This window comes from Neoaquamicrobium sediminum (assembly GCF_013240295.1).
Taxonomy (GTDB): Bacteria; Pseudomonadota; Alphaproteobacteria; order Rhizobiales; family Rhizobiaceae; genus Aerobium; species Aerobium sediminum.
In genome coordinates, this window is the sequence record NZ_JABETK010000001.1 from 1,497,930 (window position 1) to 1,511,303 (window position 13,374).

The window sequence follows — 13,374 nt, forward strand, 5'->3', positions numbered from 1 at the left end:
CAGCGACTTTTCCGCCGCGACATTCATTGAGAAAGGCCTTCGGCTATCGTTTCCGTGGTGACCCGCAGAAGATCGAGATAGGTGGGGACCGGTCCATCGGCATCGCTCAGGGAATCGACGTAGAGAACCCCGCCATAGCTGGCGCCCGTTTCGCGCGCCACCTGCTGGGCCGGGTTCGGCGAGACCGTGCTCTCGCTGAAGATAGCGGGAATGCCGTTCTCGCGCATCTGGTCGATCACCTTGCGGATCTGCTGCGGCGTGCCCTGCGCATCCGCATTGATAGGCCAGAGGTAAAGTTCCTTCAGGCCGAAGTCGCGCGCAAGATAGGAAAATGCGCCTTCGCTGGTCACCAGCCAGCGACGCTCTTCGGGAATGGTCGAAAGCCTCTCGCGGATCGGTTGCACCATGGCTTCGATCTCGGCCGAATAGGCAGCCGCATTGGCCGCATAAATCTCGGCGTTGGCCGGATCGTGCTCGGCGAAGGCGGCACGGATATTCTCGACATAGGTCAGAACGTCGCTCGGCGACATCCAGGCATGCGGGTTCGGCTTGCCGCTATATGGGCCTTCCGTGATGCCTATCGGCTCGACGCCTTCGCTGACCACCACGCCGGGCACGTCGCGCAGGTTCTGGAAAAAGCGCTCGAACCAGAGTTCGAGGTTGAGGCCGTTCCAGAGGATCAGGTCGGCGTCCTGGGCGCGCAGCATGTCGCCTGGCGTCGGCTGGTATTCGTGAATTTCGGCGTTCGGCCGGGTGATCGATTCGACGTCGGCAGCCTCGCCGGCAACGTTGCTGGCAATATCGGCGATGACGGTGAACGTGGTGACGACCTTCAACCTTTCCTCCTGCGCTGCGGCAGGCAGCACGGCGAGGCACAAGGCGAGGGCGGCTAGAGCGGATCTGGCGAACATGAAGGCTCCGGAATCGGCAGGATAGTACGCGGACTATCAGCACATAGCGCGCTTTCGCACTTGCGTCAATGCAATTGCAAATCGTTTGCAAATAGAAGCTCTGTCCTCGGCTTCCAAACCAGGACGCCATGCGGAATGGCGACCTGCGCCTTGCCACGGAACTCGCACCACAGCGATCATTCTTTGCAACGATTGCCCAAAAGAAGCATATTCGCCCCATGAACCAGACCGTGATTCCGAAGCCTGATTACGAGGCGGCATTGCGAGAGGCCGGCGTGCGCATCACCCGGCCTCGCCGGGTCATACTCGGCATTCTTTCCGACGCGGGCGATCATCCCGACGCGATGGAAATCTTCCGTCGCGCGGTTGCGATCGACAGCAGCATATCGCTGTCGACCGTCTATCGGACGATGAAGCTGCTGGAGGGCATCGGCGCCATCCACCGCCACGCCTTCGAGGGCGGACCATCGCGTTTCGAACCTGCCGTGGGCGATCATCACGACCATCTGATCGACATCGAGACCGGCGACGTGATCGAGTTCCAGTCAGACCGCATCGAGGAGCTTCAGCAGGAAATCGCGCGCGAGCTGGGCTACGAGATCGTCCACCACAGGCTCGAGCTCTACGGGCGCAAACGTCGCCGGCGTTAGGTCCGGGCCTGCGCGACCGAGCCGCGCACGACGAGATCGACCGGCCACACCTCGCCCCGCGCGCCCTCTTCGAGGCCGCCTATGCGCGCTGCCAGACGCTCGGCGATGCGCTGGCCGGCGGACCGGATCGAAGATCGCGTGGTTGCCAGCGGCACCGGGAAGTTTTCGGGGCGCAGAAAGGGAAACACGTCGTCATGCGCGACAAGCGAAACGTCGCCCGGCACGCTGAGCCCCGCATCGCGCAACGCCCGGATGATGCCCAGCGTCATCAGCATGCTCGAGCACATGATCGCCGTCGGGCGCTCCTTTGCGGCAAGGATTTCACGGGCGGCGGAATAGCCGTTTTCCTCCGTCATCGGCAGTGCCCGGATGCGTGAAGGGGGCAATTCGACCCCGCTTGCCACCATCGCCCGTCGTGCGCCGCGCTCTCGGTGGATGGCGAAGGTCTGGTCAGGATTGCCGTTGATCAGCGCGATGCGGCGGTGGCCGAGCTGCACCAGCAAACGCGCCGCTTCATAAAACGCGGCCTCATTGTCGATATCCAGAAATGGGTAGTCGAAGTCGAGCCCCTCCGAACGGCCGTGCACGATGAACGGAATGCCCAGCTCGTTGAGCAACCTGATGCGACTGTCTTTCGGGCGCGGCGAGGAAATGTAGACCGCATCGACCTGGCGATTTGCGACGATGCGGCGGTAGGTGGTTTCCTCATCTTCCATGGTCGAAGGTGACAGCGCGAGGTCGAGCTCATGCGTACGTGCATAGTCGCCGAGGCCCGAAAGAAACTCGACGAAATGCGGATCGATCTCCACGCTGGCGCCCGTGGGCATGACATAGCCGATCATGCCCGCCTTGCCCGTCGCCAGGCGCCTTGCGCTCGGGTTGGGGCGATAGCCGTGCCGCTTGGCGGCGTCGACGACCCGTCTGCGCGTTTCCTCGGCAACCTCGGGATAGCCGTTGAGCGCCCGGCTTACCGTCGTCTGCGACAGATCCAGCATACTGGATAACTGCTTGAGGTTCACATTCCTGCTCCACTGCCGACGCCAACACTTCGTGCCATTTCATCCAAATCGCTTTGAATGATCGAGCTAAATTCGGTGTCGATATCGCTTTCTTCCCATGAATATTAGGGCTGACCGTTCCCGCTGGCAAAGCGGAAATTCGTACCGCATTGCCGCAAACCTATGCTGCAGCGCGCCATTGCGGGCACATTAAATCGATTAGGTCGCTGCCCCTATTGACTTTGCGTCAATTCGGTGTCGAAGATGCGAGTAGTCAAAGCGCTTTGGATTTCGTGTCGGAGCAACCGGCGAAACAACGCGCTGGCCGTGTGCGCAATGGAGGTTGCGTGCATCGAATGATGTCGATTTCGAACGGGAGGAAATCATGAGGAAATCCCTGCTGGCAGGCGCAGCGCTTGCCACCATAGCCATGTATGCGGCCCCGGCCGCAGCCGAGCTCAAATTCGCGCCGGGCGAGGACAGCCGTTTCACCTGGTCGGACTACGAAACCTTGCAGCAGACCGACCTGTCTGGCCAGACGCTGACAGTTTTCGGACCCTGGCGCGGCGCCGACGAAGACCTAATCCAGTCGATCCTCGAATATTTCCGAGAAGCGACGGGTGCCACCGTCAACTATTCGTCGTCAGAGAACTACGAACAGCAGATCGTCATCGACACGCAGGCGGGCAGCCCGCCCAATATCGCGATCCTGCCGCAGCCGGGCCTTATCCAGGACCTTGCATCGAAGGGCCTGCTCACGCCCCTCGGCGAAGACACTGCCGCCTGGGTCGCCCAGAACTACGGGGCCGGCGAATCCTGGGTCGATCTCGGCACCTATGCCGACGATAAGGGCGATGAACAGTTCTTCGCCTTCCCCTACAAGGCCGACGTGAAATCGCTCGTCTGGTATTCGCCGGACAATTTCGAGGACGCCGGCTACGAAGTGCCGGAGACCATGGAAGAGTTGCTGGCGCTGCAGGACCAGATCGTCGAGGATGGCGGTGTGCCGTGGTGCATCGGCCTGGGTTCGGGCGGCGCGACCGGATGGCCAGCGACCGACTGGGTCGAGGACATCATGCTGCGCATCCACGAACCGTCCGTCTACGACCAGTGGGTGAAGAACGAGATTCCCTTCAACGACCCACAGGTCGTGGAGGCGCTGGAGATCTTCGCCTCCATCGCCACCAACAACGATTACGTCAACGGTGGCGCTGCCGCGGTCGCCGCGACCGACTTCCGCGACAGCCCGAAGGGACTCTTCGACATTCCGCCGAAGTGCTACATGCACCATCAGGCGTCGTTCATCCCGTCCTTCTTCCCCGAAGGCACCGAAATGGGCATCGACGCGGACTTCTTCTACATGCCGCCCTATGCGGAGAAGGATCTCGGCAAGCCGGTTCTCGGCGCCGGCACGCTGGCGATGATCACCAAGGATTCGGATGCCTCGCGGGCCTTCATCGAGTTCCTGAAGATGCCGCTCACGCATGAACTGTGGATGGCCCAGTCCGGCTTCGTGACCCCGCACAAGGGCGTCAATGTCGATGCCTATGCGAATGAAGAGTTGAAGCGTCAGGGGCAGATCCTGGCAGACGCCACGACCTTCCGCTTCGACGGATCGGACCTGATGCCCGGACGCATCGGCGCAGGATCGTTCTGGACCGGCATGGTCGAACTCGTCGGCGGCAAGCCGGCCGAGCAGGTCGCCACCGAAATCCAGACGAGCTGGGACGCCATCAAATAGGGCGGGGCTCCTCCCCGAAACATACGGTCCGGGTCGCGCGCGGCCCGGACCGGCAGGCAAGTCGACATCTTCGGCTAAATCTATCGCACCGAGGTCGGCGTGGGACGCTTCCCGCGCAAGCCCCGGCCAGCAGTGGGAGGATACGATGACGGGCCAGATCATCTCTGCGATTCTGACTGTCGTTCTGGGCGTTTCGGGTTGCGTCGTCTATTTCTGGGGCGCCAACCGACTGCTGGACATGATCTTTCCGGCGCACGGCGTTTCGAGCCAGTCGGCCATCGACAATCTGCGACGCCAAGGGTTGATCCGGCCGTGGCTGTTCCTCGGGCCCGCCCTCCTGATCCTCACGATTTATCTCATCTACCCCGTGATCGAGACGGCGCGCCTCTCGTTCCTCGATCGCGGCGGTCAGAATTTTGTCGGCACCGCCAATTACGAATGGGCGCTGGGCGACAGGGAATTCCGCCAGGCGATCTTCAACAATTTCCTCTGGCTCGCCGTTGTGCCGGCGGCCTGCACCTTCTTCGGCCTCGTCATCGCCGTGCTAACCGACCGCATCTGGTGGGGCAACATCGCCAAGATGTTCGTCTTCATGCCGCTGGCCATCTCGTTCGTGGGCGCCAGCGTGATCTGGAAGTTCATCTATGAGTACCGCGGCGACGGCCAGACGCAGATCGGCGTGCTCAACGCCATCGTGCAATGGTTCGGCGGAGAACCGCAGGTATGGATTTCGCTGCCCTTCTGGAACAACTTCTTTCTGATGGTGATCCTCATCTGGATCCAGACGGGCTTTGCCATGGTGATCCTGTCGGCCGCGCTGCGCGGTATCCCCGACGAGACGATTGAGGCTGCGACCATCGACGGCGCCAATGGCTTCCAGATCTTCTGGAAGATCATGGTGCCGCAGATCTGGGGCACGATCGCGGTGGTGTGGACCACCATCACCATCCTGGTCCTCAAGGTCTTCGACATCGTGCTGACCATGACAAACGGGCAGTGGAACACCCAGGTTCTCGCCAATCTGATGTTCGACTGGATGTTCGCGGCGGCGGCGATTTCGGCCGCGGCGCGACCATCGCGATCATCATCATGCTCGCCGTCATACCGATCATGATCTGGAACATCCGCAACGCCACGCGCGAGACGGGAGGACACTGACATGGCTGCGACCGGCAAAAGCTTTGCCCAGCGCTGGGGCGTTCATATCGCCGTGCTGCTGATCGTCATCGTCTGGACCGTCCCGACGCTCGGCATCCTGGTGTCGTCGCTGCGCGACAAGGACCAGATCGCCGTTTCCGGCTGGTGGACCGCGCTGACCACCTCGTCGCAGACGGGGCAAGGCCGCACCGACGCCGCCGACGCCCAGGTCGAGCAGGGCGGGCGCTTTGTGATCTCCGGCAACCTGCTGGAGGACGGAACCGCACTGCGCATCACGGCCTTCGGTACGCGCATCCAGGAGCCGACCGCGCATCAGGCCGGCACAGTGGCCGAACTGGAAGATGGCGTCACGCTGCAGGTGAACGAGGACGGCAGCTATGTCTATTCCTCGCCCGTAGCCTTCGAGGGTCGCCGCGGCGAGCGCGTCTTCTTCGAGGCGTCGACGCCGCCGCGCTTCACCACGGAAAACTACGAGACGGTGCTGTTTTCGGAGGGCATCGGCCGATCGTTCATCAACTCGCTGACCGTGACGATTCCGGCCACCATCATCCCGATCCTGATCGCGGCGTTCGCAGCCTACGCGCGCCTGGATGCGTTTTCCCGGCCGCGCGATCCTGATCGCCGTCGTCATCGGCCTGCTGGTCGTCCCCCTGCAGATGTCGCTGATACCGCTGCTCAAGCTCTATAATGGCGTCGGCGCCTTCTTCGGCGTGCCGGCCAAGACCTATCTCGGCATCTGGCTTGCGCACACGGGCTTCGGCCTGCCGTTCGCGATCTACCTGCTGCGCAGCTATATCGCCGGCCTTCCGCGCGAGATCATGGAATCGGCGCGTATCGACGGAGCGAGCGACTTCGAAATTTTTGTCAAGATCGTGCTGCCGCTCTCCTTCCCCGTGCTCGCCTCCTTTGCGATCTTCCAGTTCCTGTGGGTCTGGAACGACCTGCTGGTGGCCATGGTGTTCCTGGGCTCAGGCTCGAGCCAGCTCGTGCTGACCGGAAAGCTCAATGCGCTGCTCGGTTCACGCGGCGGCGATTGGGAAATTCTCACGACATCGGCCTTCGTCACCATAATCGTGCCGCTTATCGTGTTTTTCTCGTTGCAACGCTATTTCGTCCGCGGGCTGCTCGCGGGCTCCGTCAAGGGTGGTTGATCGATGCAGGCTGCAATGCATATCCAGAACAGGGAAGGCGCGGAACCGGCGGTGGAACCGGACCGCGACTGGTGGCGGGGGCGGTCATCTACCAGATCTACCCGCGCTCCTTCCAGGATTCCGACGGCGACGGCATCGGCGACCTGCGCGGCATCCTGACCCGGCTGCCGCACATCGCCAGCCTCGGCGCGGACGCGGTCTGGATTTCGCCTTTCTTCCGCTCGCCGATGGCGGATTTCGGCTACGACGTCTCCGACTATCGCGACGTCGAGCCGATGTTCGGCACGCTGGACGATTTCGACGCGGTGGTCGCCGAGGCGCACCGGCTCGGGCTCAAGGTGATGATCGACCTCGTCCTGTCCCATACGTCGGATGCGCATCCCTGGTTCCGCGAAAGCCGGGGCTCGCGCGACAACCCGAAGTCTGACTGGTACGTATGGGCGGACGCAAAGCCCGACGGCACGCCGCCCAACAACTGGCTGTCGATCTTCGGCGGGTCCGCCTGGGCGTGGGATGCGCGGCGTCAGCAATATTACATGCACAACTTCCTGGCCGAGCAGCCGGATCTCAACTTCCACAACAGCGAGGTCCAGGACGCACTGCTCGACGTCACCCGCTTCTGGCTCGAGCGTGGCGTCGACGGCTTCCGGCTCGATACGATCAACTTCTACTTCCACAGCCAGGGGCTCGAGGACAATCCGGCACTGGCGCCGGAATCGCGTGACTATTCAACGGCGCCGGCGGTCAATCCCTACAACTGGCAGGACCACGTCTACGACAAGAGCAGGCCGGAAAACGTAGCGTTTCTTACCCGATTCCGCGCGCTGCTCGACGAGTATCCGGCGGCGGCGGCAGTCGGCGAGGTAGGGGACGCGCAACGCGGCCTGCAGATCGTGGCGGACTACACGGCCGGCAGCGACCGCGTGCATATGTGCTACTCGTTCGACTTCCTGTCGCCCGACAAGATCAGCGCAGAGCGGGTGCGCACCGTGCTGGAGGAATTCGACCGTGTCGCCAGCGACGGCTGGTCGTGCTGGGCCTTTTCCAACCACGACGTGATGCGGCATGCATCGCGCTGGGCGGCCAGCGAATGGGATCGCACTGCCTATCTTAAGGTGATCTCGGCGCTGTTGATGAGCCTGCGCGGTTCGGTCTGCATCTATCAGGGTGAGGAACTCGGCCTACCGGAAGCGGACCTGGCCTTCGAGGATCTTCGGGACCCCTACGGCATCCGCTTCTGGCCGGAATTCAAGGGGCGGGACGGCTGCCGTACGCCGATGGTGTGGGATTCGCACCAGCCCAATGCCGGATTCTCGCCGGCCCGGCCCTGGCTTCCGGTGCCGGCCGAGCATCTGACCATGGCGGTCAACACGCAGGCCGACGACGATAACTCGCTGCTCGAACATTATCGCCGCATGCTCGCCTTCCGCGCGGCCCATCCGGCGCTGATCAAGGGCTCAATCACCTTCAACGATGCGCAGGGCGACGTGGTGGTCTTCACCCGCCGTCACGGCAACGAACAGATCCTGTGCGCCTTCAACCTCGGCGGCAACGACGCCGCGCTGGAACTGGGCGACGGCGTTTCACCGGTCTCGATACCGGGGCATGGCTTTTCGGGCACAAGCGCGGGTGGAACGATCAGGCTCAGCGCTTATGGCGCGTGGTTCGGACGGATCGCCTGAACGAACGGAATCGGGAGGAGGAAAACATGGCCAATCTGCTGCTCAGGGACGTGAAGAAAGCCTACGGCAACCTCGAAATCCTGCATGGCATCGATCTCGACATCAAATCGGGGAGTTCATCGTCTTCGTCGGCCCGTCCGGCTGCGGGAAGTCGACACTGCTGCGCACGATCGCCGGACTCGAGGACATAACAGGGGGCGAGCTGCAGATCGACGGAGACGTCGTCAACGACGTGCCGCCGTCCAAGCGCGGCATCGCCATGGTGTTCCAGTCCTATGCGCTCTATCCCCACATGACGGTCTACGACAACATGGCTTTCGGCATGAAGATCGCGAAGGCCAGCAAGGCCGAGATCGACGAGCGCGTGAAGCAGGCGGCGGAAATCCTGCAGCTCACCAAATATCTCGACCGATTGCCCAAGGCGCTCTCCGGCGGCCAGCGGCAGCGCGTTGCTATCGGTCGCGCCATCTGCCGCAACCCAAAAGTGTTCCTGTTCGATGAGCCGCTGTCGAACCTCGACGCCGCACTGCGCGTCGCCACCCGCATAGAGATCGCCAAGCTCAAGGAGCAGATGGCCAACACGACGATGATCTACGTCACCCATGACCAGGTCGAGGCGATGACGCTCGCCGACAGGATCGTGGTGCTCAAGGACGGTTATGTCGAGCAGGTCGGCTCGCCGATGGAACTCTATCGCCACCCCGGCAATCTGTTCGTTGCCCAGTTCATCGGTTCGCCGTCGATGAACATCGTGCCGGCGACGATCGAGCGGGCGGGCGGGCCCACCGCCGTCCGGCTCGCCGACGGGACGGTCGCGCACGTGCCCACCCAGACGCCGGACTCGGCCGCCGGCACACAGGCCAGCTTCGGCGTGCGACCGGAAGACCTGCGCGTGGCAACGGACGCGGATGGCAGCGTGCTGTTCGAAGGGCGCATCGACTATATCGAGCAGCTCGGCGAGGTGCAGCTTCTCTATGTCGATCTGGGTCGCGAAGGCGAGCCGCTGGTCGCCAAGCTGCCCGGCAATGCCGAGATCAAGCGCGGCTCGACCGTGCGGCTGACGGCAGACGCCGGCGACCTGCACATCTTCGACAGCGATGGCCGCTCGTTCGCGCGGGAACGCTTGGCCAGCGCGGCCTGAGCAGCCTGACCTGATTGAAAGAAAAAGGGCGGCACAGGTGCCGCCCTTTTCGTTGAGACGATCGCGTCAGATGTCGAACGAGACGCCCTGCGCCAGCGGAAGCACGGTCGAGTAATTCACCGTGTTTGTGGCGCGGCGCATGTAGCCCTTCCACGCGTCCGATCCGGATTCGCGGCCGCCGCCGGTTTCCTTCTCGCCGCCGAATGCACCGCCGATCTCCGCACCCGAGGTGCCGATATTGACGTTGGCAATGCCGCAATCGGAGCCGTCGGCCGACAGGAAGCGCTCGGCCTCGCGCATATCCAGGGTGAAGATCGACGAGGAAAGCCCTGCACCCACTGCATTGTGGTCGGCAATTGCCGCGTCGAAGTCGGAATATTTCATCACGTAGAGGATCGGCGCGAAGGTTTCTTCCGTGACCGGCGAAACCTGCTTCGGCATCTCGACCAGCGCCGGGCGCACATAGAAGGCGGTGTCGTGGGCCGTCTCGATGCGCGCTCCGCCGGTGATCTCGCCGCCCGCGGCCTTTGCCTTTTCAAGTGCCGACTGCATGCCCTTGTAGGCAGCGGCGTCGATCAGCGGACCGACCAGCGCGCCGGTCTCGAGCGGGTTGCCGACCGAAACGCTTTCGTAGGCCTTCCTGAGACGCGGCACGAGGTCGTCATAGACGCTCTCGTGTACGAACAGCCGCCGCAGCGTCGTGCAGCGCTGGCCGGCCGTGCCCATGGCGCCGAAGGCGATGGCGCGCAGCGCCATGTCGAGATCGGCGGACGGGCAGACGATGCCGGCATTGTTGCCGCCGAGTTCGAGGATGGCGCGCGCGAAACGCTTCGCCAGCCGCGGGCCGACCTCGGCGCCCATACGGGTCGAGCCGGTGGCGGAGACGAGCGGAACCTTCGGATGGTCGACAAGCACCTCGCCGATGGCGCGGTCGCCGATCAGCACCTGCAGCAGCCCCTCCGGCGCATCACCGAAGCGCGACGCGGCGCGCGCGAAAATCGCCTGGCAGGCGAGCGCGGTCAGCGGCGTCTTTTCGGACGGCTTCCAGACGACCGAATTTCCGCACACCAGCGCCAGCGCAGCATTCCAAGACCACACGGCGACCGGGAAATTGAATGCCGAGATCACGCCGACGACGCCGAGCGGGTGCCAGGTCTCCATCATCCGGTGGCCGGGGCGCTCGGAGGCAATGGTCAGGCCATAGAGCTGGCGCGACAGACCGACAGCGAAATCGCAGATGTCGATCATCTCCTGAACCTCGCCCAGACCCTCGGACGGAATCTTTCCCGCCTCGATGGAAACGAGACGGCCGAGGTCGTCTTTGGAAGCGCGCAGTTCCTCGCCCAGCAGGCGCACGAGTTCGCCACGGCGCGGGGCCGGCACATTGCGCCACTGGCGGAATGCCTCGTCGGCCGCATCGATCGCCTTTGCCGCGTCCTGCGCCGAGATCGGCGCCAGGTCGGCGACCTTGCCGCCCGTCAACGGGCTGTAGGACGGCATCGATCCGCCGGCCAGCACAGCCTTGTCCACGCCGAGGCGTTCGAGAAGCGCCGTCGTTTCCTTTGCGATATCCATGATGTTCAAAGACCCTTTTCAAGCTTGCGGGTCCGCGCAGGCGCGGACCTTCATTTCATTACGATCATGCCTTGGACGGCTGCCTTAGAAGAATGCCTGCAGACCCGTTTGCGCACGGCCCAGGATGAGGGCGTGAACGTCGTGCGTGCCCTCATAGGTGTTGACCGTCTCCAGGTTCTGCGCGTGGCGCATGACGTGATATTCGATCTGGATGCCGTTGCCGCCGTGCATGTCGCGCGCCTGCCTGGCGATGTCCAGCGCCTTGCCGCAATTGTTGCGCTTGACGATGGAGATCATCTCCGGTGCGAACCTGCCCTCGTCCATCAGGCGGCCGACGCGCAGGGAGCCCTGAAGGCCAAGCGCGATTTCCGTCTGCATGTCGGCGAGCTTCTTCTGGAAGAGCTGGGTCTGCGCCAGCGGCCTGTTGAACTGCTTGCGATCGAGGCCGTACTGGCGGGCGCGGAACCAGCAATCCTCGGCCGCGCCCATGGCGCCCCAGGAGATGCCGTAGCGAGCGCGGTTCAGGCAGCCGAACGGTCCCTTGAGGCCGGAGACGTTCGGCAGGAGCGCGTCCTCGCCGACCTCTACGTCCTCCATGACGATCTCGCCGGTGATCGACGCGCGCAGCGACAGCTTGCCGCCGATCTTCGGCGCAGAGAGCCCCTTCATGCCCTTTTCGAGCACGAAGCCGCGAATCTGGTTGTCATGCGCAGCCGACTTCGCCCACACCACGAACACGTCGGCGATCGGTGCGTTGGAGATCCACATCTTGGAGCCCTTGAGGCGATAGCCGCCGTCGGTCTTCACCGCGCGCGTCTTCATGCCGCCTGGATCGGAACCGGCATCCGGCTCGGTCAGACCGAAGCAGCCGATCCACTCGCCCGAGGCGAGCTTGGGCAGATATTTCTTGCGCTGCTCTTCCGAGCCATAGGCATAGATCGGATGCATCACCAGCGACGACTGGACGCTCATCATCGAGCGATAGCCCGAATCGATACGCTCCACCTCGCGCGCCACAAGGCCATAGGACACGTAGCCTGCGCCCGAGCCGCCATATTCCTCGGGGATCGTCACGCCCAGCAGGCCGGCCTGCCCCATCTCGGAGAAGATGGCCGGATCGGTCTTTTCCTCCAGATAGGCTTCTTCGACACGCGGCAGCAGCCTGTCGGAAGCGAACCCGGCCGCAGCGTCGCGGATCATGCGCTCGTCTTCGGTCAGCTGATCGTCGAGCAGGAAGGGATCGGACCACGAGAACGACGCCATCTTTTCGTCCTTGTGCGGAGAGGTCTGTGCGGAAATGTTCATGCCTGTCCTCTTTGAACGGCGAATTGAATACGGAAGCGGTCGCGGCAGCAGAGCATGCCACGACCGGACGTTCCAGCCTTTGATATATTATGAGCCGCGTATTATGCAGGCAAAACGCTTTTTGGTCGATCAAACATGTCGAATCCGCATATTTGGAGCACGCCCCGGCGGCTCCAGCCCTCCATCAGCCTGCTGGCCGCCTTCGAGGCCGTCTGCCGCACCGGTTCGACGGCTGCGGCCGCGCGCGAGCTGTCGCTGACCCAGGGCGCCGTCAGCCGCATGGTCAAGACGCTGGAGGAACAGCTCGAGGTCACGCTGTTCAAGCGCGAGCGCAAGCGTCTCAAGCCGACCGACGCGGCCAAGGCCTATGCGCATGACGTGCGCAAGGCGCTGGACCTGATCGCGCGCTCGACGCTCGGGCTGCGCGCCAATCCCGGCGGCGGCACGCTGTCGCTGGCGATCCTGCCGACCTTCGGCACACGCTGGCTGGCCCCGCGCCTGCCGCATTTCCTCGCCGCGCACCCCGGCGTCACCATCAATCTCGGCACGCGCCTGCAACGGTTCGACTTCGCCCAAAGCACGTTCGACGCCGCAATCCATTTCGGCGACCCCGACTGGCCGGAGACCGAGCACGTCAAGCTGTTCGACGAGCGCATGATCGCCTGCTGCGCGCCGGACTTCCACAAGCGTCATCCGCTGGACGAGGCGCGCGACCTTCTGACTGCGCCGCTTCTGCTGCTCGAAACGCGGCCGAGAGCATGGACGAGCTGGTTCGAGGCGCATGGCTGTGGCGCGCAGCCGGCGCGCGGCATGATGTTCGACCAGTTCGCAACGATGATCCAGGCCGCCATTCACAGCATGGGCGTGGCGCTGCTACCGGCGTTCCTCGCATCGGGCGAGATCGAGGCAGGCCGGCTCGTTCCCGCTTATGGCGAGGCGATCTCGGGTGTCGGCGCCTATTACCTGATCTGGCCGCAGAGCGGCGCGCAGCATCCACCGCTGCGCTCGTTCCGGGCCTGGCTGGAAACGGAGACGGCGGACCTGCAATAATCGCAAGGCCGC

Annotated in this window: 7 protein-coding genes and 4 pseudogenes; 7 read left to right on the plus strand and 4 right to left on the minus strand. The window is 63.5% G+C overall.

The window, feature by feature from the left end; genetic code table 11:
- Positions 1-23 precede the first annotated feature (23 nt).
- The gene (locus HK436_RS07220; RefSeq protein WP_173188436.1) at positions 24-911 is read right to left on the minus strand and encodes a metal ABC transporter substrate-binding protein; all 888 of its coding nucleotides are present in this window, start codon (positions 909-911) and stop codon (positions 24-26) included.
- 218 nt (positions 912-1,129) lie between these two features.
- Here HK436_RS07220 and HK436_RS07225 point away from each other — a divergent pair, with 218 nt between their 5' ends.
- Positions 1,130-1,561 (plus strand): Fur family transcriptional regulator, encoded by a 432-nt coding sequence (locus HK436_RS07225; protein ID WP_173188438.1) that lies wholly within the window; start codon positions 1,130-1,132, stop codon positions 1,559-1,561.
- Here the strand turns inward: HK436_RS07225 and HK436_RS07230 are convergent.
- The gene (locus HK436_RS07230; RefSeq protein WP_173188440.1) at positions 1,558-2,580 is read right to left on the minus strand and encodes a substrate-binding domain-containing protein; all 1,023 of its coding nucleotides are present in this window, start codon (positions 2,578-2,580) and stop codon (positions 1,558-1,560) included. The genes HK436_RS07225 and HK436_RS07230 overlap by 4 nt on opposite strands.
- 364 nt (positions 2,581-2,944) lie before the next feature.
- Here HK436_RS07230 and HK436_RS07235 point away from each other — a divergent pair, with 364 nt between their 5' ends.
- The 5 genes and pseudogenes from HK436_RS07235 (at position 2,945) to HK436_RS07255 (ending at position 9,432) form a co-directional block, all read left to right on the plus strand.
- The gene (locus HK436_RS07235) at positions 2,945-4,300 is read left to right on the plus strand and encodes an ABC transporter substrate-binding protein (protein WP_173188442.1); all 1,356 of its coding nucleotides are present in this window, start codon (positions 2,945-2,947) and stop codon (positions 4,298-4,300) included.
- Between the two features lie 145 nt (positions 4,301-4,445).
- Positions 4,446-5,458, plus strand: a pseudogene (locus tag HK436_RS07240) (carbohydrate ABC transporter permease).
- A gap of 1 nt (position 5,459) precedes the next feature.
- A pseudogene (locus HK436_RS07245) lies at positions 5,460-6,609 on the plus strand (carbohydrate ABC transporter permease).
- Between the two features lie 15 nt (positions 6,610-6,624).
- Positions 6,625-8,291, plus strand: a pseudogene (gene bglA, locus HK436_RS07250) (beta-galactosidase BglA).
- Positions 8,292-8,317: 26 nt separating this feature from the next.
- A pseudogene (locus tag HK436_RS07255) lies at positions 8,318-9,432 on the plus strand (ABC transporter ATP-binding protein).
- Between the two features lie 66 nt (positions 9,433-9,498).
- On the opposite strand, the gene amaB reads toward HK436_RS07255, so the two are convergent.
- Together amaB and HK436_RS07265 are read right to left on the minus strand one after the other, a co-directional pair.
- Positions 9,499-11,007: an L-piperidine-6-carboxylate dehydrogenase gene (gene amaB / locus HK436_RS07260; protein ID WP_173188444.1), complete on the minus strand. Its 1,509-nt coding sequence runs from the start codon at positions 11,005-11,007 to the stop codon at positions 9,499-9,501.
- Between the two features lie 84 nt (positions 11,008-11,091).
- Positions 11,092-12,270 (minus strand): acyl-CoA dehydrogenase, encoded by a 1,179-nt coding sequence (locus HK436_RS07265; protein WP_173190009.1) that lies wholly within the window; start codon positions 12,268-12,270, stop codon positions 11,092-11,094.
- Between the two features lie 177 nt (positions 12,271-12,447).
- Here HK436_RS07265 and HK436_RS07270 point away from each other — a divergent pair, with 177 nt between their 5' ends.
- A complete protein-coding gene (locus HK436_RS07270; protein WP_173188446.1) occupies positions 12,448-13,362 on the plus strand; it encodes a LysR family transcriptional regulator in 915 nt (304 codons plus the stop codon).
- Positions 13,363-13,374 lie beyond the last annotated feature (12 nt).

Excerpts from the sequence above, each read along its gene's own strand:
- HK436_RS07265 (WP_173190009.1), bottom strand. The coding sequence starts at position 12,270 with ATGGCGTCGTTCTCGTGGTCCGATCCCTTCCTGCTCGACGATCAGCTG.
- HK436_RS07220 (WP_173188436.1), bottom strand. The coding sequence starts at position 911 with ATGTTCGCCAGATCCGCTCTAGCCGCCCTCGCCTTGTGCCTCGCCGTG.
- HK436_RS07235 (WP_173188442.1), top strand. The coding sequence starts at position 2,945 with ATGAGGAAATCCCTGCTGGCAGGCGCAGCGCTTGCCACCATAGCCATG.
- HK436_RS07225 (WP_173188438.1), top strand. The coding sequence starts at position 1,130 with ATGAACCAGACCGTGATTCCGAAGCCTGATTACGAGGCGGCATTGCGA.
- amaB (WP_173188444.1), bottom strand. The coding sequence starts at position 11,007 with ATGGATATCGCAAAGGAAACGACGGCGCTTCTCGAACGCCTCGGCGTG.
- HK436_RS07270 (WP_173188446.1), top strand. The coding sequence starts at position 12,448 with ATGTCGAATCCGCATATTTGGAGCACGCCCCGGCGGCTCCAGCCCTCC.